This window comes from Flavobacterium aestivum (assembly GCF_026870175.2).
In the GTDB taxonomy this organism is placed as follows: domain Bacteria; phylum Bacteroidota; class Bacteroidia; order Flavobacteriales; family Flavobacteriaceae; genus Flavobacterium; species Flavobacterium aestivum.
Genome location: NZ_CP113977.2, coordinates 788365 through 814175, shown reverse-complemented (window position 1 = coordinate 814175; position 25811 = coordinate 788365). Strand labels below are relative to the sequence as shown.

Sequence of the window (25811 nt, the reverse complement as noted above, 5' to 3'; positions counted from 1 at the left end):
TCACTACTTTTTCAAGACTTAAATAACAAACTTCTGCTATCTTTGGCTCTTATTTATAATCTAATGGAAGTATTAACATATGTCTTTTTTCTTGTTAATTTTATCGCGTTTTTTTTAATTGCTTGCGACAAACGTCTGGCAATTAGAAATAAAAATAGAATTCCAGAAAAAACACTTTTGCTTTGGGTGGCCCTCGGTGGAACCATTGGATCATCGCTTGCGATGTCGATTTTTCGGCATAAAACCTCTAAAACAAGCTATTTGTGGAAATTTTTCGGAATTATTACACTCCAAGTTTTTATTCTACTTGGAGTGTTTTATTTAAACTTAATATCGCTATAAAACATAAATTCAGCCAATACACCAACTGAATTCCTATAATCAGTTAATGTATTGACTGAATCTTTATAAAGTCAATAGAAATTCTATATACTTATTGACAAGCTATTTTGTCAACTCTACTTTGGTGTCTTCCACCTTCAAATTCTGTAGCTAAAAATGCTTCAACAATTTCTACAGCTTGCTGAATAGAAGTAAAACGTGCTGGAATACTAATAATGTTAGCATCGTTATGCAAACGAGTTAAAACTGCAATTTCTTTTGTCCAACAAAGACCTGCGCGAACTTTTGCATACTTATTAACTGTCATCGCAATTCCGTTTCCGCTTCCGCAAATAACAATTCCATAATCAGCTTTACCTTCGCTTACATCTGTAGCAACTGGATGTGCAAAATCTGGATAATCTACACTGTCTACAGTATCTGTTCCGTAATTAGTTACCTCATGTCCTTTTGCTTCAAGCATAGCAACAATCGCTTTTTTATAATCTGGACCGGCGTGGTCATTTCCTATGGAGATTTTCATTTTTATTGAGTTAGATTTTTTTTGCAAATTTAACCAAAGTTATTTAGATACAATGAAAAAACACCTTCCACTTTTATATAGCTATCCAACTAATAACTCCTATAAACAACAGTAATGAGAACTTATTAACCTATCATAATGCTCAAAAATGAACTTAACAGTATACATCTAGATTATTCTATACTCTTAAGTCAAATTTTAAGGTAAAAATTACTAATCTTTGCCATTCAATCCTAACTATTCTCAAAACTCTTAATAGTTATTAACTTCAAATATTCAATAAGCAAAATAGAGTAAAAGAGGCTGTTTTTAAACTTAAATACAACTACTTGATTTTCAGAAAATAACGAGTTTATTAACATAACGATAAATTTACAATAGACTGTATATCAATGCATAGTATGTAACTAAAATGTTAATTATTTACATTGTTGATAGCAAAACATAACTACTTGATATTCAGTTAACCTTAAGTTAACATAAAATGTTTATAACTTAAGAAAGAATTTTAGAAGTATTTTTTGGAAAATAGAATAAAATAAGTAATCCAAAACCCACTTTAAAAATCCAAATTTAGTTTACTCAATTTTTAGAAAAGTTATCAATACTCAAAATTGGTTTTTCAACATAAAAAATAAAAACACTTATTTACAATTTAAATAATTTTTGGATTGTTAACAGTTGTTAACTAAACTTAAAAAAACCTTAAAAATTAAATATTTACGTATAAATAACTATGTTAATAACTCGAAATAAAAACCTAAAACTAGATTTCAATACTTTTTTTTAGAAATTTATAGCAACTATTAACAAGCTATAATAACCATAAATTTTTTTAAAATTTTTAAAATTTCTTTTTCTTGTATTTAATATATGTTGACAACTTTGAATTTTGAAAACAAAAAAAAAAATTCAATTTTTGAAATTTTCTAAACGATTGAAAGTTTGGAATTCAAATTGTCTAGTATTTCTTGAACTTGTTCAAAATCGTTTGGATGTACTTTTAGTTGGATGCCACCGTAGGCAAAGCTTGCCAATGGGTCAATGGAGACGATGTGTTCATTTTCGAAAAAATAATGAATTCCTTCCTGATCCAAAATATGTTTAAGGACCACGATTTCATGTGGAAAATTAAAAATAGCTATCGTTTTAAAGCCTTTCATTTTGAATTTTTTATAAATGTAGTAAAGATATAATAAGTTTAAAACTGAACTGAGAATACGGAATACTGAATACTATTTTGTAATTTTAGACTTTTAAGAAAAGATTTATGAGTAAAAGATTAAGAAAGCCGATAAAAAAAGAGAAAGATTTCTCAGATAAAATATTAAAAATACTATCGAAAAGTGCTAATAAAGCATTTAATTACAAACAAATAGCGGCAAAGTTAGAATTAGACGATACCCAAAGTCGCAATCAAATTATAAAGGATTTAAAGATTTTAGCTGCTTCAAAAAAAATTATAGAATCAGAACCTGGTAAATATTTAGTAAAAGCAGCCAGTAAAGATTATTACGAAGGAACAATTGATATGACAGGTCGTAAAACAGCCTATTTTATTTGTCCTGAGTTTGAAGAAGACATTTTTATTCCAACCAATAATTTAAATCATGCTCTGGATAAAGATACTGTAAAAGTGTATGTTTATAATAGAAGAAGTGGTAGAAGAGCTGAAGGTGAAGTAGTTGAAGTGGTTGAGAGATACAAAACCGACTTTGTGGGAGTAATTGATATTCAAAAGAATTTTTCTTTTGTATCTACTGCCAATCCAAAAATGTATACCGATATTTTTATTCCAAAAGATAAAATAGGGGATGCAGAGCAAGGAGATGTTGTTTTGGTCCATATCGAAGATTGGCCTTCTAGAGCTGACAGTCCTTTTGGTAAAGTGGTAAAAGTTCTTGGAAAACCAGGAGAACATGATACTGAAATTCATGCAATTCTTGCAGAATATGGTTTGCCTGCTGAGTTTCCTATTGAAGTTGAGACTTATGCTCAAAAAATAGATACATCTATAAAAGAAAGTGAAATAGCGAAACGTCGTGATATGCGCGATACGTTGACTTTTACAATTGACCCTAAAGATGCCAAAGATTTTGATGATGCATTGTCTTTCAAAAAGTTAGAGAATGGTAATTATGAAATAGGTATTCATATTGCGGATGTTTCTTATTATCTGGAAGAAGGTACAATACTTGACGATGAAGCTTTTCAAAGAGCAACATCGGTTTATTTAGTAGATAGGGTAGTGCCAATGTTACCTGAAGTACTTTCTAATTTTGCATGTTCGTTACGTCCTCAAGAAGAAAAATATACTTTCTCTGCTATTTTTGAAATCACTGAGAAATGCCAAGTGGTGAATCAATGGTTTGGTAGAACTGTAATTTTCTCTGATCAGCGATTTGCTTATGAAGAAGCACAATACATCATTGAAACTAAAGACAATACTATTCCAGTCGATATTTCTATCACCGGAAGTTCTTATGTCGTTTCTGATGAAATCGTTGCTGCTACCTTAAAAATGGATCAGTTAGCCAAAATATTCCGTAGAAACAGAATGAACGAAGGTGCCATCTCTTTTGATAAAGTAGAAGTAAAATTCAACTTAGATCAAGATGGGGAACCAGAAGGAGTTTATTTTAAAGTAGCCAAAGATGCCAATCATCTTATTGAAGAATTTATGTTATTGGCTAACAGAAAAGTAGCTGAATATATTGGTAAACAAAAGAAAACCTTTGTTTATAGAATACATGATGAGCCAGATGAAGATAAATTAATTGCGATGCAAAATGTAATTGCTAAGTTTGGTTATAAAATTGATTTTAGAAATAAAGGTGATATTTCGAAATCATTGAATGCTTTGATGGAAGAAGTCAATGGTAAAAAAGAACAAAATTTAATTGATACTTTGGCTATTCGATCTATGAGTAAAGCCAAATATTCTACAGATAACATTGGTCATTATGGCCTAGCTTTCGATTATTATTCACATTTTACATCTCCAATCCGTCGATATCCGGATGTAATGGTACACCGTTTATTGCAGTTTTATTTAGATGGTGGAAAATCTGTAGATGAAGAAACATTTGAAACTAAATGTTTACATTCTTCAACAATGGAAGGATTAGCGACAAATGCCGAAAGAGATTCTATAAAATACATGCAGGTAAAATACATGCAAAACCATAACGATCAAGAATTCTTGGGTGTAATTTCAGGAGTTACCGAATGGGGTATTTATGTAGAAATTATTGAAAATAAGTGTGAAGGTATGGTGAGAACCAGAGATATAAAAGAAGATTATTACACTTTTGATGAAAAGCAATACGCCTTAGTAGGTGCTAATTCCAATCGATTATTACAACTTGGTGATGAGATTTATGTAACAGTAAAAAATGCCGATTTGGTTAAAAAACAATTGGATTTTAATTTTGTAAAAAGAAACGAGTAAGATTAATTTTAAGTAGTTGCTAAGATTCTAAGTTTCTAAGATTTAAAAAGGAGAATTATATTAAGCTTAGGTTTTAAAAATCTTAGCATCTTAATTTTTACTAGCAAACAATTAAACATATTAACAATTAAATTTTTTTTAAATGAAAAAGATAATTTTATTAGGTTTTGCATTCCTGACACAGTTGACTTTTGCCCAAACTACTATAGATCCCTTGGATTTTGATGACCTTAAAGTATTTGATAAACTGAATGTTACTCTAATAGCCTCTAATGAAAATAAAGTGGTTATTTCAGGTACTAATCAAAGTGATGTTGAAGTAGTTAATAAAAAAGGGCTTTTAAAAATAAGAATGGCCGTGACAAAATCTATGTCTGGTGATGGAGTAAAAGTGTTATTATATTTCAAAAAAATTCACAGTATAGATGCCAATGAAGGTAGTACTGTAACTTGTACAGATACCTTCAAACAAACTTCATTGGATTTAGGTACTCAGGAAGGAGCAAGCATAACGGTAGCATTAGATGTAGATAAAACGACAATTAAGGCTTATTCCGGCGGTAATATAAATTTATCGGGTAAAGCTACCACTCAATCGGTTTCTATCAATTCTGGAGGTATTTTAAAAGCGAAAAATTTAGAAACTTCGCAAACTACCGTAAGTGTTTCAGCTGGTGGAAATGCCGAGGTAAAAGCAAGTACACTTGTAGATGCTAAAGTAAAAGCTGGAGGTACAATTGCTATTTATGGTAAACCAAAGGAAATCAAACAAGAAACCCTTTTTGGTGGAAGTATTATCGAAAAGTAATAAATAATTTATAAATTTTTAAAGTCATTTTTTAATGATAAACGATATTTTAACTGGAATTCCTTGGGGAGTTTTATTGAGTTTTATGATTGGCCCAGTTTTTTTTATTTTACTTGAAACAAGTATTATCAAAGGATTTAGAGCCGCTTTAGTTTTTGATTTAGGTGTAGTTTTAGGTGATGTTTTCTTTATATCAATTGCCTATTTAGGGAGTTATAGACTTATTCAAAGTTTAAATGACAATTCATCTTTATTTATTTTTGGAGGTTTTATCATGATGGCCTATGGTTTTGTTTCTTTTTTGGGAATTAAAAAAGAGAAAAAAATGAATACCAAAACAATTGATAATGAGATTATAAAAAAGAATTATCTAGGTCTTTTTTTTAAAGGTTTTTTTCTAAACATTATAAACATTGGTGTTCTTGGTTTTTGGTTGGCAGTAATTATTTCTGTTGGACCAAAATTAGAAATGGAAACCTCTAGAGTGCTTACATTTTTTATCTCAGTTATCATTACTTATTTGAGTATAGATTGTATAAAAATAGCCTTAGCAAAGCAATTGAAACACAAAATGACTCCAACTAATATTTATAAAATTAAAAGAGGAATAAGTGTTGTTTTGATGATTTTTGGAACAGCATTAATTTTTCAAGGTTGGTTTCCAGAAGAGAAACAAATGGTAAAAAATGCTTTCGAAAAAATTGAAAAGTAGTTTTGCATTAAAATATAAAAAGGGACTGTTTACAGTCCCTTTTTTTATACTTTTAGTTTTTTATAATTTTATACAATTGATTTTCAATTATAATAGTATATAAACCTTCTGTTAATGAGTTCAAGTCAACTTTGTACTCTGTTGAATCAATTTTATTTTTCAAGACCATTTTCCCTGTTAAATCATATATAGAATACGGTGCATCCAATGGTGCATTTTGTATATAAATATAATTAGTTGTTGGATTTGGATATAAAACTATGTTGGTATTTTTTACTTTGTTTTCATTTGTATTTAATACCACATTTGAGTTTGGTACATAATTTATTAATGCATCAGTACCTGCTAGGTTAAATAAATAAATACTGCTTTTAATTGTGGTTGCAGTTGCAATTCCATCTTGATTAGGAGAGACTTGCCCGTAATCATTATCATTACTAACAGCAATTGTGTTTTTATCAATAATTGCAATTCCTTCTGCTTTATCTAATGCCACAGGCCATCCTTTTGCATACATATCAAATAATAATGTTTTGGTTACCGGAACAATATTATTAGTTGTTAATGCTGCTGGGGTATTCAATTCTTCTAATGTTTTGCCATTGTAAGCCACACCACTTTGTACTTTAGTAGCGTTTGTAATATCAAAAGTGTACATTCTTTTAATATCGTCTGGAGCCGTTCCTGCTGCTTGTTCTACTACTAAAAAGGAAGTGTTGTTTATAGCTCTTAGATCTCCTATTTTTATATCTTTTGGTTTAATAGTTCCAATAGTTCCGTCATTTACATAAGCATACATAGCTGTTGTGTTTGTAGTTGGATCTATTTCTAAAATACGGTGTATTTGTGAACTTGCTAGGGTTCCAGATCCTGCAACTCCAGAAACTGCTTTATAATACAATGGACTTTGTATGATAGCATATATTTTGCCATTAGGAGCGACAGTAATTCCTTCAAAACCGCGATTGTTTCTTCTAAAAGAAAAGCAAGCATCAATGCTTACGTCTTCGGGTTGTTGATTTTGAGTGTAAGGTGTATAACGTTTTAAAACAACACCATTAGGGTTTACTTTCCATATAGTAGGGCCACCTTCTTCGCAAATCCAAAAATTACCATCTTTATCAACATCTATACCTTCAGAATCGATTCCCCAAATGTCTTTTTGGGCTGTATTCGCATCAAAATTGGCACAATCGGTAACTATGTTAGTTGAAGCTACTTCGGTTTCTGTACTTCCAAATCCAGTAGGATTTATAATTCCTGTTGCATCAGTCCCGTTTGGTCTTTTTATAGTTATACTTTTTAAAATTTTAATTTCATTTCCTTCAATTTTTATACGGTGTATTTTAGGAGCATAATTTGCAAACGCATATATTTTATCATAAGTAGGTTTGCAAGTATGATATTTTATTGATGGAGTAGCTGTAGCATTTGCATTAGCAGCATCTACATTGACACCTCTATCGCTAACTGTCCAAAATTCTGTTCCATTAGTATTAGGAATATATGCTAAACTAGAAAATCCTCCTTCTCGGAAAGCTATATTTTGGAAGGTTCCAATAGCAGCAGAATTTACATTTTCATAATGATTGCCAACCGTAATTTGAGCTTGAACGGAGCTAATTCCTAGATTTAATAAGCCAGTTCCGAATAGTGATAATAGTAATTTTGTTTTCATTTATATCAGTTTTTGGCAAAAATAGTTTTGGTTTAAATTGTCCCAGTTTGCTAAAAATTATATAATTGTTATTCTTTTGTAAAATATAATTACTGTATTTATCTTGGTATGATTATTTTGTAACTATTTTATAATGAAGTAATAAATCTCTAAATTGCTTTAGAAGTTCTAGAAGAATAGTCCGGATTCGAACATAAATTTTACATTATTTTTTCTAAAAATAAGACATAAAAAAACCTCTAAATTGCTTTAGAAGTTTTAGAAGTATTGTTCGGATTCGAACATAAATTTTATATTATTTTTTCTAAAAATAAGTCATAAAAAAAAACTCTAAATTGCTTTAGAAGTTCTAGAAGAATAGTCCGGATTCGAACATAAATTTTACATTATTTTTTCTAAAAATAAGTCATAAAAAAAACCTCTAAATTGCTTTAGAGGTTTTGAGGCATCGTCCGGATTCGAACCGGAGTAGGAGCTTTTGCAGAGCCCAGCCTAGCCGCTCGGCCACGACGCCATCGTTGAACGGATTGCAAAAGTAGTTTAAATTTTCAAAGTTCAAAAGTATAATCTAGTTTTTTTTGAATTTTTCTTTTAATTCTTACAATTTGTAATAACGCTCTTCTTCCATTTCTACGCTAACTAATTCAACGTCACCACCTATAGGAGGATTTAGCTTTGAGACCGCTACTTTTATTTTTGATATAGCTTCTATCTCATTTAAGGCCCTAACTATGATTCTTTTGGTAACATGTTCTAATAAATTGGATCGAATAGCCATTTCTTCTACCACAATTTTATTTAAATGAACATAATCTACAGTATCCTTAAGGTTATCTGACTCGGCAGATTGTTTCAAATTGGCTCTTATTTCTAAATCTACACTATAATCAGATCCAATTTTACCTTCTTCTATTAAGCAACCGTGGTAAGAATACGTTCTGATATTTTTTAATTTTATTGTTCCCATTTCTTTGTTTTCAGTAATTAATTCTTGTTTAAAATCGTATTGATTTTTGATTATTTTTTTAGTTAAAAAAGTCTATTTAGTTGATTTCTATATCTGTAAATAAGCTTTTTTTATTTCAAAAAATAAAGCATTTGTACAAATGTATTAAAAATTGATAACTGTTTTTTCTTAAAAGTCTATTATCTCAATTGACCATTATCTGTCATCTATTTTTTATCTTTGCTAAAATTATTTAAAGATGGCATCAGAAGAGAAATCACTTCATTTTATAGAACAAATTATAGAAGACAGTTTAACAAACGGTTTTCCACAGGATAAATTACGCTTTCGTTTTCCACCAGAACCAAATGGATATTTACACATTGGTCATGCCAAATCGATTTGTCTTAATTTTGGTTTAGGTTTAAAATACAATGCGCCAGTAAATTTGCGTTTTGATGATACTAATCCGGCCAAAGAAGAGCAGGAATATGTAGATGCTATCAAGGAAGATTTAAAATGGTTGGGTTTCAATTGGTCAGAAGAATTGTATTCATCTGATTATTTTCAACAATTGTACGAATGGGCTGTTACTATGATCAAAAAAGGTAAAGCTTATGTTGATAGTCAATCTTCTGAAGAAATGGCAATTCAAAAAGGAACTCCAACACAACCTGGTGTTGATGGTCCTTACAGAAATCGTTCTATTGAAGAAAATTTAACTCTTTTTGAGGGAATGAAAAATGGTGATTTTCCAGAAGGAAGTCATGTTTTACGTGCCAAAATTGATATGGCATCTACTAATATGTTGATGCGCGATCCATTGATGTACAGAATTTTACATCGTCATCATCATCGTACTGGAAATGATTGGAATATCTACCCGATGTATGATTATGCGCATGGTGAAAGTGATTATGTAGAACATATTTCGCATTCTATCTGTACACTAGAATTTGTGATGCACCGTGAATTATACAATTGGTTTTTGGATCAAATTTATGATGAAAATCAAGTGCGTCCAAATCAATATGAGTTTGCTCGTTTGAACTTGAACTATACTGTTATGAGTAAACGAAAACTCTTGCAATTGGTTCAGGAAAATATAGTAAATGGATGGGATGATCCTAGAATGCCTACTATTTCCGGATTAAGAAGAAGAGGTTATACTGCAGCTGCTATTCGTAAGTTTTGTGAAGTTATAGGGGTTGCAAAGCGTGAAAATATTATAGATATTTCGCTTTTAGATTTCTGTTTGCGTGAAGATTTAAACAAAACTGCTCCAAGAGTTATGGCTGTTTTAGATCCCGTAAAAGTGGTAATTACCAATTATCCTGAAGGAGCAGAGGAGTGGCTTGAAGCCGAAAATAACCAAGAAGATGAATCAGCAGGTTATAGAAAAGTACCTTTTTCCCGTGAATTATATATAGAAAGAGACGATTTCCTTGAAGTGGCTCCTGCTAAGTTTTTCCGATTAAGTATAGGAAATGAAGTGCGTCTTAAAAATGGATATATCATTAAAGGAGAGAGTGTTACTAAAGATGCTAATGGTGTTATTACCGAAATTCAAGTAACGTATGATGAAGATTCAAGAAGTGGAAGTGGAAGTGAAGCCAGTCAAAGAAAAGTAGCTGGAACCTTGCATTGGGTTGCTGTAAAAACAGCTGTTGAAGCCGAAGTTCGTTTGTATGATCGCTTGTTTACTGATGAAGCACCAGACAGTCATAAAGAGAAAAGTTTCTTGGAGTTTATGAACAAATCTTCTTTAACAATAGTAAAAGGTTTTGTAGAACCAAGCTTATCTGAGTCTAAAATTGGAGATCATTTTCAGTTTCAACGTTTAGGTTATTTTGTTGTTGATAAGGATACAACTAGTTCAAAATTAGTATTTAACAAAACTGTTGGGCTTAAAGATGCTTGGGAAGAGAAAGACAAAAAAGAGGCTAATCTTTTGATGAATACTCAAAAAGAGATCAATAAATACGTAAAAGAAAAGGATGATAATAATGCTCAAATTCTTTTGAATTCTATTGTTGATAACATAAAATCTATTGATAATTTTAGTCTACTTTGTCAAACACTTGTTAAGAATGTTAAGAATGACAATAACTCTTTATTATTTGCTAATTTGATTTTGCATTTTTCTGATAAAGTAGCTGCTAATGATATCGATCAGGAAGTAATACATAAATTATATACAATGTCGTTAAAAAGTCAATTGGCAACGGTCCGTATTTTTGTATTATTAAATATCAAAAAAGATTTACCTAACTTTTCAATTTTTGAATCTCAAATTTCAGATTTAAGAAGTTTAGAAAAAAATGAGAAAGTATTAGAAGTTCTAAATTCTTTATAGAACTTTAATATAGATTTTATCAATCAAAAGCGCTTTTTTTAGGCGCTTTTTTTATTATATAAATTATTGATTATAAATATAAAATTAATAATTTATTTTTATTAAAAACAGCTTTCATAAATCAATTTTAAGCTATTTTTTATTTTTAGGATAGTATTTATATGTTTTTTAGTTTTTAGTTTATTAAAAGTGCTAATTTTAAGTTTTGACTTAAAAATTGATATTTTCAATTAAAAATTGATCAAAATTCTCTTTTTTTGAGATAAAACTATATTTTACTAGAAATATTTACTTTATCTATTTATTTTAATTATTTAATAAATATACTTTATTATTATAATTAACTATTCAGTTTTTAATTTTAATTGATTTTTTAGATTAAAAGTGACTTCTATATCTCTTTTTTAAAGCATTTTTTTATTTATTTGGATATTAGATATGATTTTATATTTATGATTAAACTATGATCTTTATTTTAGTTTTTATTCTGTAATTTTATACTTTAACTGCTTGTTAACACATGTTTGTTAATAAATCCGTATTTTTATAGTAATAACCTTTAAAATTTAATTGATATGTCAAATAATACTGGAAATACAATAGTAGCCATTTTAGTTGGTGCAGCGATTGGTGCTGGAATAGGAATTTTGTTTGCACCTGATAAAGGATCTAAAACTAGAGAAAAAATAAAAGATGGTTTTGACGATGCCAAACACAATCTTCAAGATAAATTACATGAAGTTTCAGAAAGTATTAAAGGCAAAATTGTGACAGCCAAAGATGATATTGATGGGAATTATGAAAATATAGTTTCTTCTTTAAGTCATAAAACTGAAGATGTTATTTCCTTTTTAGAAAATAAATTAGCCGATCTTAAATTAAAAAATGCTAAATTTCAGAAATAAAATATAGCATCTATGTCATTTGTAGAGATAAAAGAGAATTCAGATAAGATTCAAGACCAAGCTCAAGCTTATTTTGAGAGTAGTGCTTCATATTATAAATTATGGGGTTTTAAAGTAGCGATGAAATCTACCACTATGATTTTAAAGTTTGCTTTAATTTTATTGTGTTTTAGTATGGTTTTATTATTTGGTTCTATAGCAGCTGCTTTGGCAATTGGTTCTTATTTTGGTAGTTACGCCATAGGTTTTCTTATAGTAGCTGGTATATATTTACTCACAACAGGTCTTTTATTTTTAGTAAAAGAAAAAGTGATTGAAGGACCAATTTTAGAAAAATTTTCAGAAATCTTTTTTAACGAGTAATTATGGAAATCAAAAAATATTCATCTTATGCAGAAATAGATCGTGATTTAGAAATTTTAAAATTAGAAAAACAGATCAGTTATCAAAAACTAGTTTTAAGTATTCAAAAGACAAAAGATTCAATTACACCGGAAAATATTGTACAAGGTTTCTTTGATTCTTATAAAAATCTACTTTCTAATTCGTTTGTATCTATTTTAAAATCTATAGTTCCCTATATAATTAGTTATTTCATAAATAAAAAAAGAGGCGATTAAGCCTCTTTTTTTATGGTATATATGTTATATATTATTCTTCTGATTTTGGTGATTCTGAATCAGGTAATTCTAGTTTATGAGATGATGGAGGTAAGGTTTTGTGTTCCTCAGCTTTAGATTTCATTTTAGGTTTATTTCTTTTCATCATTTCACCTATTTGATTCGATGCTGAGAAGGAAGCCACCATATTATTTAGCATATCACTTCCGGCTTGTGGAGAATTTGGTAATAAAATTAAGTTTGAGTTAGCATCAGAGCCTATAGCTTGTAGAGTATCATAATGTTGTGTAACTACTATTAATGCTGAAGCTTCTTGTGAATTGATACCCACTTTGTTCAAAACATCTACACTTTCTACCAAACCTCTTGCAATTTCACGACGCTGATCAGCTATACCTTGACCTTGTAAACGTTTGCTTTCTGCTTCAGCTTTAGCTTTAGCAACGATTCTAATTCTAGATGCTTCAGCTTCAAATTCTGCTACAGTTTTTTCTCTATCTGCTGCATTGATTCTATTCATGGCATTTTTTACCTGGATATCTGGATCAATATCGGTTACTAAAGTGTTGATAATAGTATATCCATAAGTAGTCATTGCTTCATTCAATTCTCTTTTTACAGCTATAGCTATATCATCTTTTCTTTCGAAAACATCGTCTAATTTTAGTTTTGGAACTTCAGCTCTCACTACATCAAATACATAAGAAGTGATTTGATCGTGTGGATATTCTAATTTATAAAAGGCATCATAAACTGTTTCTTTGATTACCATAAATTGTACAGAAACTTTTAGTTTAACAAATACATTGTCTTTGGTTTTGGTTTCGATGATGACATCTAACTGTTGAATTTTGAGATTCACTCGTCCAGCAATTCGATCAATCATCGGAATTTTTAGTTGTAAACCGGAATGCCTTATGCTATGGAATTTTCCAAAACGTTCTATGATGATACTAGTTTGTTGTTTGACGGTAAAAAAAGAAGACAGGAATATAAATAACCCAATGATTATTATAAAAATTAGTGCAATGTTCATAGTTTTAGTTTTTAAGTTTGTGTATGTTTGACGTAAGATAAGTTTTAAAGTTACAAAAAAAAAGCTCCCAATTTGGGAGCTTTTTGCTTTTATAAAGTTGCGATTGCTTTTTGTAACCTAGTAATCGTTTCGTCTTTTCCTATGACTTCAACAATATCGAATAGGTGAGGGCCTTTGAGCGCTCCAACCAAACTCAAACGGAATGGTTGCATTACTTTCCCCATTCCAATTTCGTTTTTGGTCATCCAATCTTTTACAATAGTTTCAATATTCATTGAGTTAAAATCGGTTATTTCTTCAACAACAGAAATTAATTCTTGCATTAAAGCTGGAGTTTCTTCTTTCCAATTCTTAGATGCTTTTTCATCATAAGTAGTTGGAGCTACAAAGAAGAAACTAGTCAAATCCCAAAACTCAGAGATAAAATGAGCATCTTTTTTGATTAAGGAAACAATTCTGTTTAAGTCAAATTTTGAAATATCAACACCTTTTTCAACTAGAGCAGGAGTAAAGGCTTTTGACAAAACACTATCATCTTGCATCATTAAATATTGTTTATTGAACCATTCATTTTTCTTAGGATCAAATTTAGCTCCTGCTTTATGAACTCTTTTTAAATCAAAAGCTGCAGTTAGTTCATCCAATGAGAATAATTCTTTTTCAGTTCCATCATTCCAACCCAATAATGCTAAAAAGTTGACTACGGTTTCTGGGAAGAATCCTTTCTCTCTATAGCCAGATGAAATACCTTCTTCTGTTTTCCATTCTAATGGGAATACTGGAAATCCCATTTTATCTCCATCTCTTTTTGATAATTTACCGTTACCAATAGGTTTTAATATTAATGGTAAATGGGCAAATTCTGGTGCATCCCAACCAAAAGCTCTATACAACATAACGTGTAATGGCATAGATGGTAACCATTCTTCTCCACGAATTACATGGGTAGTTTCCATTAAATGATCATCAACAATGTTTGCTAAATGATAAGTTGGCATTCCATCACTTTTAAACAGTACTTTATCATCTAATAGTCTGGTTTGAAACTGTACTTCACCACGAATGATATCTTGTAAATGTAAAGTTTCGTCTACCGGTGTTTTAAAACGAATAACATAATCTTCGTTATTTGCGATTCTTTTCTCAGTTTCTTCTTTAGAAATAACTAATGAGGTATCTAGTTTTTCTCTATTATGATGATTGTATATAAATGTTTTTCCTTCAGCTTCATGTTGTTTTCTATGAGTATCTAAAGATTCTGCAGTATCAAAAGCATAATAAGCATTACCTGATTCAATCAATAAATCAGCATATTGTTTGTACAAATGCTTTCTTTCACTTTGTCTGTATGGACCAAATTTTTCATTTTTTCCAACTGTTTCTTCAGGTGCTATACCTAACCATTCCAGTGCCTCCATGATATATTCTTCTGCACCTGGAACAAATCTAGTTTGATCTGTATCTTCTATTCTTAAATAAAAAGTACCACCATGTTTTTTTGCAAATAGGTAATTGAATAAGGCGGTACGTACTCCGCCAATATGTAATGGTCCTGTTGGACTTGGTGCAAAACGCACGCGAACTGGTTTAGACATTGCTTAATTTTTTTGCAAATATACAATTTTCAAATAGTCCATAGGTTATGCCTAATTGTGGAATATTGGTATGTAGAATATTATGTTTTTTTTGCATTTTAATAGTCATTAAAATTATTACTTTTATAGGTTATTAAATCAATAGAGTAATTTTGGAAAAATCAAATTCTATACATCAAAAATTAGAAGCCTTTATCAAGAAGTATTATACCAATGAGCTTATTCGTGGTATAATATTCTTTGTTGGTTTAGGGCTAATTTATTTTTTGTTTACACTTTTCATTGAGTATTTTCTTTGGTTAAAACCACAGGGAAGATCTTTCTTGTTTTGGTTTTTTATCACAGTTGAAGCTTTTTTATTGCTTCGTTTTATATTATTTCCTGTATTTAAAATTTTTAAATTTCAAAAGGGGATTGATTATAAGCAAGCCTCTTTTATTATTGGAAATCATTTTTCTGAGGTTAATGATACTTTAACTAATTATCTTCAACTTTCTAATTCAGATACTTCTGCTTATAATTCAGAATTATTATTGGCTTCTATTGAACAAAAGGCTAATGCTCTTCATCCAATTCCATTTGGTAAAGCAATTGATTTCAATAAAAACAAGAAGTTTTTGCCATTAGCGATTCTCCCAATTCTATTTTTATTGTTCTTTTTTATATCTGGTAACAGTACTATCATTTCTCAAAGTTTGAATAGAGTAGTACATTTCAATGCGACTTTTACACCACCGGCACCTTTTAAATTTGTTGTTTTAAATAACAGTTTGGTTACGGAACAAGGAAAGGATTTTGTATTACACATTAAATCTGAGGGTTCAATTGTTCCTGAAAATGTGATGATTTTCATTGGTGATGAGAGTTATTTTTTAGAAACTATTCGCCCAGGTGAATTTCAATTTAAAATAGTTAAGCCATCATCTAATGTTGATTTTCACCTAGAAGCCAATGGGGTTGAATCTTCTAATTATGAATTGAAAGTAATAGCTGTTCCTACTATTGCTAACTTCGAAATGAAGTTTGTTTACCCTTCTTATTTAAATCTTAAAAACACTGTTATTAAGGGAACTGGGAATGCAATTATTCCTGAAGGAACTCAGGTTATTTGGGTTATGAATACCAATTATACTCAAAATGTAGTTTGGAAAGATGGTATTCATTCGTTTCCATTTTCTAAAACAGATAATACATTCATTTTCTCAAAAAATATTAGTCAAAATACAGAATATCAAATTATTACATCTAATTCTGAAGTAAAAAACTTTGAAAAGCTGGATTATCAGCTTAATATTGTCAAAGATCAATTTCCGAGCATCAATGTTACCAAAGCACCCGATAGTTTAAGGGTTGGAAACTCTTATTTTGTTGGACAATTATCAGATGATTATGGTTTATCTAAGTTGCAGATTGTGTATTATGAAAGCGGAAAACCACTCAATGCCAAACGTGGAACAATTGCAGTTAAGAAGGATGTTTTTGATCAATTTGTTTTTGATTTTCCAAGTAACCTTGATATTGTTAAAGGTTTAAATTATGAATTTTACTTTGAGGTTTTTGATAATGATGCTATTCATCATTTCAAAAGTTCACGTTCCTCTGTGTTTACTAATCGTGTACTTTCTGATGAGGAAAAGCAAAATCAATCTTTCCAGGAGCAAAAGAATGATATCAATAGTTTGCAAAAAACATTATCTAAGCAAGACAAACAGTTTTCTGAAATAGAAAAACTTCAGAATACAAGTAAAGAAAAGTCATCTTTAGACTTTAAAGATCGTCAAAAAGTTAATGATTTCATCAAACAGCAAAAGCAACAAAATGATATGATGAAGGAGTTTGCTAATAAAATGAAGAATAATTTGGATAAATCTAATCCTCAACAAAAGGATGAAACCAAAGAATTATTGCAAAAAAGATTAGAGAATACAGAAAAGGAACTTGACAAAAATAAGAAGTTGCTTGATGAGCTTAATGAATTAAACAATAAAATCAATGACGAAGATTTTACTGAAAAGTTAGATAAATTTAAGGAAGCAAGTAAAAGCCAAAATAAAAATTTAGCTCAATTGGTTGAATTGACTAAGCGCTATTATGTAGAGAAAAAGGCTGAACAAGTAGCTGATAAATTAGATAAACTATCTCAAAAGGAGGATAAGTTATCAGAGAATGAAAAAGAAAATTCTGCTCAAGAACAAGAAAAACTTAACTCAGAGTTTGATAAAATTAAAGATGAACTTGACAAATTAGAGAAAGATAATAACGAATTAAAATCTCCGATGGATATTCCAAATGATGCTGAAAAAGAAAAAAGCATCAAAGAAGATTTAAAGAAAGCAACTTCTGATTTGCAAAATAACAATAAATCTAAGGCCAAGCCAAATCAAAAAAATGCTTCTAAAAAGATGAAGGAAATGTCTAAAGCAATGGAGATGGCAATGGAAGAATCTAACAAAGATCAGATAGAAGAAGATGTTAAAATGTTACGTCAAATATTGGATAATTTGCTAACGTATTCTTTCTCTCAAGAAGATGTTATGAACCAATTTAAAACTATTAAGCCAGGATCACCATCTTTCAATAAGTATATTAGAAATCAGCAAAACTTAAAAACGGAGTTCAAACATGTAGATGATAGTCTATTTGCTCTATCCTTACGTCAACCAAAAATAGCTGATGCCGTTACAAAAGAGGTAGCAAATGTTCAGTACAATATTGATAAATCTCTTGAAAGTTTATCCGATTCGCAGTTACAAAGAGGAATATCTCAACAGCAATATGCGTTATCTTCTGCTAATAAATTGGCTGATTTGTTAAGCGATTCTCTGAATAGTATGCAGATGCAAATGTCAGGAAGTAGCAGTGGAAAGCCTAAACCAGGGAAAGGATCAGGTATGCAATTACCTGATATTATAAAGAAACAAGGTGAACTTGGAGACAAGATGAAGAAAGAAATGGAGAAGGGTAAGAAGGATGGAGAAGGGAAGAAACCTGGAGACAGTACTAAAGGAAAGGGTTCTCAATCTGGAAAAGAGAAAGGAAATGATGGTGGAGAAAACGGAGATGGTGAAGGAGATGCTAAAGCAACAATGGATATTTACAAAGAACAAAAACAATTACGTGAAGCTCTACAGGAAGAGTTAAATAAAAAAGGGTTGGGTAATAATGGGCAGAATGCCATGGAGCAGATGAAGCAATTAGAAAAACAACTTTTAAATAGAGGTTTTACAAACGAAACAGTTCAAAAAATAAACAATATAAAACAAGAGCTTTTAAAGTTAGATACTGCAATTCGTTTGCAAGGTGAAGATCCAAAACGTCAGTCTGAGACGAATACTAAGAATTTTTCTAGCCAAGCGAGTCCATTGCCAAAGGTGCTTTCAGATTATTTAAACAGCATAGAAATATTAAATAGACAATCGCTACCTTTGCGCTCCAATTTTAATCATAAAGTTCAAGTATATTTCAATAACAAATGATCAATTTTAATTACGAATCCGATTTTACTTTAGAGAACGAAGAAGCAGTTGCTACTTGGTTAAGTGCGGTAATAGTTTCGGAAAACAAGACAGAAGGAGAAATTAATTATATATTTTGTGATGATGAATATCTTCATAAAATAAATGTAGAATACTTAGATCATGATACGCTTACTGATGTTATCAGTTTTGATTACACTATGGGCAATGAAATTAGCGGAGATATTTTCGTTTCTGTAGAAAGAGTATTAGATAACTCTGTAGATTTTAATACCACTTTTGATAATGAACTGAAGCGTGTTTTAGTTCACGGAGTTTTACATTATTGTGGTTATAAAGACAAATCAGAAGCTGATGAAGCTGTAATGCGTAATAAAGAAGATGAAAAATTAGCTATGTTTCACGTGGAACAGTAGCTATAAATCTTTCAAAATTATATAAAAAAATAATACGTTCCACGTGAAACATTATAAAAATTTTATATTTTTTTTAATGTGTTTCACGTGGAACATTTTTAATTTTGTCAGGTTAAAAGTTTCACGTGGAACATATTTTGAGTTTTTGTTTTGATTTGTTTCACGTGGAACATTATTTCAAGATTTCATAATTCCTTTTAGGAGGATTAATTTATAAGAGAATGTTTTTAGAAGAGTATGATGTAATTGTAGTGGGTGCTGGTCACGCTGGATCTGAGGCTGCGGCTGCGGCGGCAAATTTGGGTTCTAAAACTTTGCTGGTGACTATGAGTTTGCAAAACATTGCACAAATGTCTTGCAACCCCGCAATGGGCGGAATTGCCAAAGGACAAATTGTTCGTGAGATTGATGCGCTCGGAGGATACTCTGGAATCGTTTCGGATCGTACGGCAATTCAATTCAAGATGTTGAATAAATCAAAAGGTCCAGCAATGTGGTCTCCGAGGGTTCAAAGTGATCGTATGCGATTTGCTGAGGAATGGAGAATGATGTTGGAGGGAACTCCAAATCTTGATTTTTACCAAGAAATGGTTAAAGGATTGATAATTGAAAACGGAAAGATAAAAGGAATCAAAACTTCGTTGGGAGTTGAAATTCGATCAAAATCGGTTGTCTTGACAAACGGAACTTTTTTGAATGGTTTGATTCATATTGGTGAAAAACAATTTGGAGGAGGAAGAGCAGGCGAGAGTGCTGCGTATGGAATTACAGAAGATTTGATTCATGTAGGTTTCGAAGCTGGACGAATGAAAACTGGAACACCTCCAAGAGTCGATGGGAGATCTTTGGACTATTCGAAAATGAATGAGGAAAAAGGAGATGCGAGACCAGATAAATTTTCGTATTCGGATTTGACCAAACCATTGGCTGTTCAAAAATCTTGTCACATGACGTACACTTCCTTGGAAGTGCATAATATTTTGAGAGAAGGTTTTGATCGTTCTCCAATGTTTAACGGAAGAATAAAAAGTTTGGGCCCGAGATATTGCCCTTCTATTGAAGATAAGATAAATCGATTTGCTGATAAAGAGCGTCATCAATTATTTGTAGAGCCAGAAGGGTGGAATACTTGTGAGGTTTACGTAAATGGTTTTTCTACATCTTTGCCAGAGGATATTCAATTTAAAGCTTTGCGTTCAGTTGCAGGTTTTGAAAATGTGAAATTCTTCCGCCCGGGTTATGCAATCGAATATGATTATTTTCCACCAACGCAATTGAAACATACTTTGGAAACAAAGCTAGTTGAAGGTTTGTATTTCGCTGGACAAATAAACGGAACAACCGGATATGAAGAAGCAGCTGCTCAAGGTTTGATGGCGGGAATCAACGCGCATCTTAAAGCGCATGAAGAAGCTCCGTTAATTTTAAAAAGAGACGAAGCTTATATTGGAGTTTTAATTGATGACTTGATTACGAAGGGAACAGAAGAACCATATCGTATGTTTACTTCTCGTGCAGAATACAGAACTTTGTTGCGACAAGATAATGCCGATTTTAGATTAACGCCACTTTCGTATGAAATTGGTTTAGCATCTGAAGCACGTTTGCGTCGTATGGAGCGTAAATTAAGTGAATCCGAAAAAATGGTAAATTTCTTCAAGGAGACAAGTGTTACTGTTGCGGAGGCTAATCCTATTTTAGAAGCGAAAGATACTGCATTGATTAGTCAGGGAGATAAAATGTTTAAAGTTTTCTCAAGACCACAAATTGATTTGGATGATATGATGAAATTTGAGAAGGTCGCAGAATACGCTGCAGAAAATAATCTTGATCAGGAAATTTTAGAGCAAGCGGAAATCCAAGTGAAATATTCAGGCTACATTGAAAAGGAAAGAAATAATGCCGATAAATTGACAAGACTGGAAGATGTAAAAATTCCAGAAAATTTCGATTATAGTAAAATCAAATCAATGTCGATTGAAGCAAAACAAAAATTGAATAAAATTCGCCCAATAACCATTTCTCAAGCTTCAAGAATAAGTGGTGTTTCACCAAGTGATATTTCGGTACTTTTGATTTATATGGGAAGATAAGAGGAGTTTAGAATTTCATAGTTTTTGAATTCTTTTAATCTAAGTTCAGAAGTCTGAATTCTAAAATTAAAATGTTCCACGTGAAACTACGGTCTTAACCCTTGTATTTGTTGATAAAACGGAAATACAATATTTTTTAAAATGAAAATCCTTCAAACAACGGTTTTAAATTTGAATCAAAAGCAATCGCTGTTTGAACTTTGGAATGCTGAATATCCCGAAAAAATTGGATATTCCAAATTATCAGAATTTGATAATTATCTAGAGGGACTTTCAAATGCAGCGCATTATTTATTAGTTGACGATCAAAGCCAAATTCTAGGTTGGGCTTTTACTTTTTTTCGTGAGGAAGAAGATTGGTTCGGAATAATCATTGATTCAGAAATACAAGGAAAAGGATTTGGAAATTTTTTACTGAATGAATTAAAGAAAAATAAATTGATTTTGAATGGTTGGGTTATTGATCATCAAAATGATTTAAAACAAAATAAAGAGTCTTATTTGTCACCATTAGAGTTTTATACCAAAAATGGTTTTTTAGTGCATGAAAATATCAGAATTGAAAACGATAAAATTTGTGCGGTTAAAATAAGATGGGAAAGGGAGTAGAGTAGCAAAACAATTGCTGCTAATAGAATTAATTAAAAAAGAATTTGTTTTCAGCTTTTATTCAAAAAAGGCTGAAATTATTTATTTAAAAACAAAAATGGACATTACACACAAAAAGCATTTTCTAAAAGTAAAAGATTATTCGGTTTCTCAAGAAACTTTCGATTTGTATCAAGATGAAGCATTAGATATGTTAATCACACATCCACAACCAAGTTTAGATGTATTAGGTAAATATTACGAAAGTGCTGATTATATTTCGCATACTGATTCAAAAAGATCTTTGTTTGAAAAAGCATATCATTTTGTGAAAAATATAGCTCTTAAAAATAAATTGAATTTAATTAATTCTTATCAACCTTCTAAGGGGTTGATTTTGGATATTGGTGCTGGAACTGGCGATTTTTTGACCGTGGCTCAAAATGACGGATGGAAAACAATTGGTGTAGAGCCTAGTGATAAAGCGAAAGCTATTGCAAAAAGTAAGGGTGTTTCATTTGTAGAAAAAACTTCTGAATTAGAGGATCATTCGTGTGATGTGATTTCTATGTGGCACGTTTTGGAGCACGTTCCCAATTTAGACGAACAAATCAAAGAATTAAAACGTTTGCTCAAACCAAACGGAACTTTGATTGTAGCTGTTCCTAATTTCAAGTCTTTCGATGCAAAACATTATGGACATTTTTGGGCTGCTTATGATGTGCCAATTCATTTTTGGCATTTCTCGAAAACTGCAATCCAAAAGCTTTTTGCAAAAGAAAATATGAAGCTCGAAAAAGTACTGCCTATGAAATTTGATTCTTTTTATGTGAGTTTACTATCAGAAAAATACAAAACAGGTAAAATGAATTATTTTAAAGCTTTTTTTATCGGTTTACAGTCAAATTGGAAAGCAAAGCAAAATTTTGAATACTCATCGCATATTTATATCCTTAAAAACATCTAAAACGCATTTTAAGCGTTTTTTATGCATTAATTTAGGTTTTGCTAGGGAAATTATTCAATTTTTTTGATTTGTTTCTTAAAAGCAACCCTATTGATTAGGTCTTAATAACTTTTTTTGATAGAATTTTTATTTTTTAATAATTAAAATTTATTATAACAAAATAGTAGCATTTTTTAATCTTTTTATCAATGCTATCTATTTTTTTATATTTTTGTCATCCATACTAAAAAAATTTGAAATACATTAAAATGAAGAAAGCATTATTATTTATCGCAATTTCAATATCACTTGTTTCTTGTGATAAAAAAGCAGAAGTGAAAGAGTTGAAAACGGCTTATGTTGATACAGCAGTTTTGATGAAAGAGTATACTGAAACTAAAGATCTAGAAGCAAAATACAAAGGGCAAGCTGCCGAAAAAGGAAGACAATTAGAAGCAGAAATCAATAGATTTAAACAAGATGCTGCTAATTTTCAGCGTAATGCACAAGCAAACGGTCAAGAATGGGCTCAAAAAAATGGTGCTGAATTGCAACGTAGAGAGCAACAATTAGCTCAAGCTCAACAAGGTTTGCAAATGCAATTGCAACAAGAAAGTGGAAAAGAAATGGATTCTCTTGTAAAAGGAGTTAAAAAATTCATCAAAGATTACGGTAAAGAGAAGGGTTACGCTTATATCTACGGTACTGGTGATGCAGCGTCTATTTTGTATGCAGAAGATAAATACGATATTACAAAAGAGATCGTAAAATTATTGAACGAAAAATACAAATCTCAAGCTAAAACTGAAGAAGTTAAAAAGTAATTTTTTGTTCATATTGACATTTAAAACCTTCATCTTGAACGAGATTGAAGGTTTTTTTTATTTTCATATTTTAGTTTTTTAAACTTATACGCCATGCAATCTATTTCCGAAGCTGCTGCTTATGCCTTACGTTTTATCAATCAAACCCATCAATCTGTTTTTCTAACTGGTAAAGCGGGAACAGGTAAGACTACACTTTTGAAAGAAATCATTGCGACTACGCACAAGAACACGGTTGTGGTGGCACCAACCGGAATTGCTGCGTTGAATGCAGGTGGTGTAACTATCCATTCCATGTTTCAGTTGCCATTTGGAGGATTCATACCAGATAATTCTGCTCCTCAGTTTTCTGATACAACTAAGTTTGAAACTAAAGCCACATTGCGTAGGCATTTTAAAATGAACAATCAAAAAAGAGCCGTTATCCGCAATATGGAATTGCTTATTATTGACGAAGTCAGTATGTTACGTGCAGATTTATTGGATGCCATGGATTACATGATGCAAACGGTTCGAAAGAAAGCCGCACCTTTTGGAGGTGTTCAAGTATTGTTTATAGGAGATTTATTACAATTACCACCAATCATCAGAGATGATGAATGGCGTACTTTACGAACGTATTACAGAGGAAAATTCTTTTTTCACGCACATGTGATACAGCAATATCCGCCGTTGTACATTGAACTGTCTAAAATTTATCGTCAAACAGATGACCGATTCATTTCTGTTTTGAATAATCTACGGAACAACGAGATTACGCCAAGTGATATACAAACGCTGAATGAATTTGTAAAACCAGATTTTGACTTGAAAGCCAACAAGGGATATATCACTTTGACAACCCACAATTCCAAAGCTGATGTGATGAATGCACAATCGCTAGAAGATCTTGAAGGAAAACTAACTAGTTTTCTTCCCGAAATCACTGGAGATTTTCCAGAAAAAATATACCCTGTCGATCCCAATTTGCAACTGAAAGTGGGAGCACAGATTATGTTTGTCAAAAACGATTTGTCGTTGGATAAAAATTATTTCAATGGAAAAATGGGAGTTGTAAAATCAATGACCAGCAAAGAAATCTGGGTGCATTTTCCGGATGAAGACAAAACGATCGAAGTTGACAAATACGAATGGCAAAATATTCGATACACCGTAAACGAGATGACCAAGGAAATAGAAGAAGAGGTTTTGGGAAGTTTTGTGCATTACCCAATCAAGTTGGCTTGGGCTATTACAGTCCATAAAAGTCAAGGTTTGACTTTTGACAAAGCTGCGCTCGATGTATCGCAAGTTTTTCTTCCTGGACAGGCATATGTAGCATTATCACGTTTGCGTTCCTTAAATGGCCTTGTTTTGCTTTCTCCGTTGCGAATGAATGGTATTTCTAATGATCAGGATGTAATGGATTATGCGGAAAACAAAGCGACTGAAGAAGCATTAGCTAACGCTTTGAAACGCGAGACTAAAAATTTTATTCTCAACTATCTGAAAAACAGTTTCAATTGGAACGAGTTGGCACAAGAATGGCGCAACCACCAATTTAGCTACAACGAAGATGCCGAAAATTCAGCCAAATCCAAGCATGCCACTTGGGCACAAAACCAAGCTGGAGTCATTTGGCAATTACTAGATCCATCTTCCAAGTTTTTGGTTCAGTTAGACAAATTGTTCCACAGCGAACAATTGGAATTCTCTCATATTTCTGACCGAATCAATGCCGCTTTCAATTATTTTATGGAGCCAATGGATCAGTTGGTTTATGAAATCCTCTGGAAATTGGAGGAAGTTAAGCGACTCAAAAAGGCCAAAGCATTTTACGATGAGTTAATGGTTTTGGACGACCTGCAAACTAAGGCAGTTCTTCAGCTGATGAAAGCCAAATTAATGGTTGCAGTATTAGTAAAAGGAGAAACCATTTCTAAAGAAAAATTAACCTCTGAAGAAATAAAAAAATATAAAACAACCAAGGTAGAGCGTGTCATTGAAGACTTCAAGAAAGTGAACATTACGTTGATTGAGGATGAAAAAGACGCAGAACGTTACGCACCTAAGAAAACAACCAAGAATGAACCTAAAAAATCTACTGTACAGGAAACCTATGAGTTGTGGTTAGAGAAGAAAACGGTTAACGAAATTGCTAAGATTAGAAAGTTTACCCAGGAAACTATTTTGTCACATTTAACCAAATTGATTCAATCTAAAACTATTACAATTAGTGAAGTCATGACCAAAGAGAAGGTAGCTGAACTTACCGAGGCTTTTGCTGGCTATAAAGAAGAATCCGTTTCTCCTCTAAAAGAAAAGTACGGCGATAAATTCAGTTGGGAAGAACTTCGAATGTTCAAGGCTAGTTTGAATCTTAATTAGACTAAAGAAATTTAAAATCATTTAGGCATGCCACCATAAAAACAAAGGGGCCAACTCATCATATCTGTGAGTCGGCCCCTTTGCTTTATGCTGTTGGGCTATACGCGCTACTTCGGTAGCTAGCTGCTA

Annotated in this window: 21 protein-coding genes and 1 tRNA gene; 15 read left to right on the top strand and 7 right to left on the bottom strand. The window is 31.3% G+C overall.

Annotated features, from left to right (window positions below):
* Positions 1–63 precede the first annotated feature (63 nt).
* Positions 64–342 (top strand): DUF1294 domain-containing protein, encoded by a 279-nt coding sequence (locus tag OZP08_RS03510; protein ID WP_281322999.1) that lies wholly within the window; start codon positions 64–66, stop codon positions 340–342.
* Between the two features lie 91 nt (positions 343–433).
* Here the strand turns inward: OZP08_RS03510 and rpiB are convergent, their stop codons facing one another.
* Together rpiB and OZP08_RS03500 are read right to left on the bottom strand one after the other, a co-directional pair.
* Positions 434–865 carry a ribose 5-phosphate isomerase B gene (rpiB, locus tag OZP08_RS03505; RefSeq protein ID WP_268848378.1) on the bottom strand — a complete coding sequence of 144 codons (432 nt, stop codon included), beginning with the start codon at positions 863–865 and terminating at the stop codon, positions 434–436.
* Positions 866–1794: 929 nt separating this feature from the next.
* Positions 1795–2028, bottom strand: coding sequence for a putative signal transducing protein (locus OZP08_RS03500; RefSeq protein ID WP_281322998.1), 234 nt, complete (start codon positions 2026–2028; stop codon positions 1795–1797).
* Positions 2029–2135: 107 nt separating this feature from the next.
* Between OZP08_RS03500 and rnr the strand changes: the two genes are divergently transcribed.
* The 3 genes from rnr (at position 2136) to OZP08_RS03485 (ending at position 5836) form a co-directional block, all read left to right on the top strand.
* Positions 2136–4316, top strand: coding sequence for a ribonuclease R (gene rnr / locus OZP08_RS03495; protein ID WP_268848377.1), 2181 nt, complete (start codon positions 2136–2138; stop codon positions 4314–4316).
* A gap of 142 nt (positions 4317–4458) precedes the next feature.
* Positions 4459–5124: a head GIN domain-containing protein gene (locus tag OZP08_RS03490; protein WP_281322997.1), complete on the top strand. Its 666-nt coding sequence runs from the start codon at positions 4459–4461 to the stop codon at positions 5122–5124.
* A 34-nt stretch (positions 5125–5158) separates the two neighbouring features.
* On the top strand, positions 5159–5836 hold the full coding sequence (locus OZP08_RS03485; protein WP_281322996.1) for a LysE family translocator: 678 nt from the start codon (positions 5159–5161) through the stop codon (positions 5834–5836).
* Positions 5837–5888: 52 nt separating this feature from the next.
* On the opposite strand, the gene OZP08_RS03480 is transcribed toward OZP08_RS03485, so the two are convergent.
* The 3 genes from OZP08_RS03480 to folB all read right to left on the bottom strand — a co-directional run bounded on the left by OZP08_RS03480 (position 5889) and on the right by folB (position 8481).
* The gene (locus OZP08_RS03480) at positions 5889–7514 is read right to left on the bottom strand and encodes an esterase-like activity of phytase family protein (RefSeq protein ID WP_268848375.1); all 1626 of its coding nucleotides are present in this window, start codon (positions 7512–7514) and stop codon (positions 5889–5891) included.
* Positions 7515–7957: 443 nt separating this feature from the next.
* Positions 7958–8028, bottom strand: a tRNA-Cys gene (locus OZP08_RS03475).
* Positions 8029–8112: 84 nt separating this feature from the next.
* Positions 8113–8481 (bottom strand): dihydroneopterin aldolase, encoded by a 369-nt coding sequence (gene folB / locus OZP08_RS03470; protein ID WP_268848374.1) that lies wholly within the window; start codon positions 8479–8481, stop codon positions 8113–8115.
* Positions 8482–8719: 238 nt separating this feature from the next.
* On the opposite strand from folB, the gene OZP08_RS03465 reads away from it, so the two are divergent.
* The 4 genes from OZP08_RS03465 to OZP08_RS03450 all read left to right on the top strand — a co-directional run bounded on the left by OZP08_RS03465 (position 8720) and on the right by OZP08_RS03450 (position 12341).
* Entirely contained in the window at positions 8720–10816 is a 2097-nt protein-coding gene (locus OZP08_RS03465; RefSeq protein ID WP_281322995.1) for a glutamine--tRNA ligase/YqeY domain fusion protein, read from the top strand.
* A 575-nt stretch (positions 10817–11391) separates the two neighbouring features.
* Positions 11392–11721: a YtxH domain-containing protein gene (locus tag OZP08_RS03460; protein ID WP_268848372.1), complete on the top strand. Its 330-nt coding sequence runs from the start codon at positions 11392–11394 to the stop codon at positions 11719–11721.
* Positions 11722–11733: 12 nt separating this feature from the next.
* The gene (locus OZP08_RS03455; RefSeq protein ID WP_268848371.1) at positions 11734–12084 is read left to right on the top strand and encodes a phage holin family protein; all 351 of its coding nucleotides are present in this window, start codon (positions 11734–11736) and stop codon (positions 12082–12084) included.
* A 2-nt stretch (positions 12085–12086) separates the two neighbouring features.
* Positions 12087–12341: a DUF6327 family protein gene (locus OZP08_RS03450; protein WP_268848370.1), complete on the top strand. Its 255-nt coding sequence runs from the start codon at positions 12087–12089 to the stop codon at positions 12339–12341.
* A gap of 31 nt (positions 12342–12372) precedes the next feature.
* Here the strand turns inward: OZP08_RS03450 and OZP08_RS03445 are convergent, their stop codons facing one another.
* On the bottom strand, positions 12373–13377 hold the full coding sequence (locus OZP08_RS03445; protein ID WP_281322994.1) for an SPFH domain-containing protein: 1005 nt from the start codon (positions 13375–13377) through the stop codon (positions 12373–12375).
* A gap of 89 nt (positions 13378–13466) precedes the next feature.
* Positions 13467–14972: a glutamate--tRNA ligase gene (gltX, locus tag OZP08_RS03440; protein WP_281322993.1), complete on the bottom strand. Its 1506-nt coding sequence runs from the start codon at positions 14970–14972 to the stop codon at positions 13467–13469.
* 152 nt (positions 14973–15124) lie between these two features.
* Here gltX and OZP08_RS03435 point away from each other — a divergent pair, with 152 nt between their 5' ends.
* The 7 genes from OZP08_RS03435 (at position 15125) to OZP08_RS03405 (ending at position 25682) form a co-directional block, all read left to right on the top strand.
* Complete coding sequence (locus tag OZP08_RS03435; RefSeq protein ID WP_281322992.1) at positions 15125–18448, top strand: coiled-coil domain-containing protein; 3324 nt, start codon at positions 15125–15127, stop codon at positions 18446–18448.
* On the top strand, positions 18445–18864 hold the full coding sequence (gene ybeY, locus OZP08_RS03430; protein ID WP_268848369.1) for an rRNA maturation RNase YbeY: 420 nt from the start codon (positions 18445–18447) through the stop codon (positions 18862–18864). Before OZP08_RS03435 ends, ybeY begins: the two co-directional genes overlap by 4 nt.
* 221 nt (positions 18865–19085) lie before the next feature.
* Entirely contained in the window at positions 19086–20957 is a 1872-nt protein-coding gene (gene mnmG, locus OZP08_RS03425; protein WP_268848368.1) for a tRNA uridine-5-carboxymethylaminomethyl(34) synthesis enzyme MnmG, read from the top strand.
* A 141-nt stretch (positions 20958–21098) separates the two neighbouring features.
* Positions 21099–21566 (top strand): GNAT family N-acetyltransferase, encoded by a 468-nt coding sequence (locus tag OZP08_RS03420; RefSeq protein ID WP_268848367.1) that lies wholly within the window; start codon positions 21099–21101, stop codon positions 21564–21566.
* Positions 21567–21663: 97 nt separating this feature from the next.
* Positions 21664–22512, top strand: coding sequence for a class I SAM-dependent methyltransferase (locus OZP08_RS03415; RefSeq protein WP_268848366.1), 849 nt, complete (start codon positions 21664–21666; stop codon positions 22510–22512).
* A 248-nt stretch (positions 22513–22760) separates the two neighbouring features.
* Entirely contained in the window at positions 22761–23315 is a 555-nt protein-coding gene (locus tag OZP08_RS03410) for an OmpH/Skp family outer membrane protein (RefSeq protein WP_268848365.1), read from the top strand.
* Positions 23316–23408: 93 nt separating this feature from the next.
* A complete protein-coding gene (locus OZP08_RS03405; RefSeq protein ID WP_281322991.1) occupies positions 23409–25682 on the top strand; it encodes a helix-turn-helix domain-containing protein in 2274 nt (757 codons plus the stop codon).
* Positions 25683–25811: the final 129 nt, after the last annotated feature.

Excerpts from the sequence above, each read along its gene's own strand:
- OZP08_RS03510 (WP_281322999.1), top strand. The coding sequence starts at position 64 with ATGGAAGTATTAACATATGTCTTTTTTCTTGTTAATTTTATCGCGTTT.
- rpiB (WP_268848378.1), bottom strand. The coding sequence starts at position 865 with ATGAAAATCTCCATAGGAAATGACCACGCCGGTCCAGATTATAAAAAA.
- OZP08_RS03500 (WP_281322998.1), bottom strand. The coding sequence starts at position 2,028 with ATGAAAGGCTTTAAAACGATAGCTATTTTTAATTTTCCACATGAAATC.
- rnr (WP_268848377.1), top strand. The coding sequence starts at position 2,136 with ATGAGTAAAAGATTAAGAAAGCCGATAAAAAAAGAGAAAGATTTCTCA.
- OZP08_RS03490 (WP_281322997.1), top strand. The coding sequence starts at position 4,459 with ATGAAAAAGATAATTTTATTAGGTTTTGCATTCCTGACACAGTTGACT.
- OZP08_RS03485 (WP_281322996.1), top strand. The coding sequence starts at position 5,159 with ATGATAAACGATATTTTAACTGGAATTCCTTGGGGAGTTTTATTGAGT.
- OZP08_RS03480 (WP_268848375.1), bottom strand. The coding sequence starts at position 7,514 with ATGAAAACAAAATTACTATTATCACTATTCGGAACTGGCTTATTAAAT.
- folB (WP_268848374.1), bottom strand. The coding sequence starts at position 8,481 with ATGGGAACAATAAAATTAAAAAATATCAGAACGTATTCTTACCACGGT.
- OZP08_RS03465 (WP_281322995.1), top strand. The coding sequence starts at position 8,720 with ATGGCATCAGAAGAGAAATCACTTCATTTTATAGAACAAATTATAGAA.
- OZP08_RS03460 (WP_268848372.1), top strand. The coding sequence starts at position 11,392 with ATGTCAAATAATACTGGAAATACAATAGTAGCCATTTTAGTTGGTGCA.
- OZP08_RS03455 (WP_268848371.1), top strand. The coding sequence starts at position 11,734 with ATGTCATTTGTAGAGATAAAAGAGAATTCAGATAAGATTCAAGACCAA.
- OZP08_RS03450 (WP_268848370.1), top strand. The coding sequence starts at position 12,087 with ATGGAAATCAAAAAATATTCATCTTATGCAGAAATAGATCGTGATTTA.
- OZP08_RS03445 (WP_281322994.1), bottom strand. The coding sequence starts at position 13,377 with ATGAACATTGCACTAATTTTTATAATAATCATTGGGTTATTTATATTC.
- gltX (WP_281322993.1), bottom strand. The coding sequence starts at position 14,972 with ATGTCTAAACCAGTTCGCGTGCGTTTTGCACCAAGTCCAACAGGACCA.
- ybeY (WP_268848369.1), top strand. The coding sequence starts at position 18,445 with ATGATCAATTTTAATTACGAATCCGATTTTACTTTAGAGAACGAAGAA.
- mnmG (WP_268848368.1), top strand. The coding sequence starts at position 19,086 with ATGTTTTTAGAAGAGTATGATGTAATTGTAGTGGGTGCTGGTCACGCT.
- OZP08_RS03420 (WP_268848367.1), top strand. The coding sequence starts at position 21,099 with ATGAAAATCCTTCAAACAACGGTTTTAAATTTGAATCAAAAGCAATCG.
- OZP08_RS03415 (WP_268848366.1), top strand. The coding sequence starts at position 21,664 with ATGGACATTACACACAAAAAGCATTTTCTAAAAGTAAAAGATTATTCG.
- OZP08_RS03410 (WP_268848365.1), top strand. The coding sequence starts at position 22,761 with ATGAAGAAAGCATTATTATTTATCGCAATTTCAATATCACTTGTTTCT.
- OZP08_RS03405 (WP_281322991.1), top strand. The coding sequence starts at position 23,409 with ATGCAATCTATTTCCGAAGCTGCTGCTTATGCCTTACGTTTTATCAAT.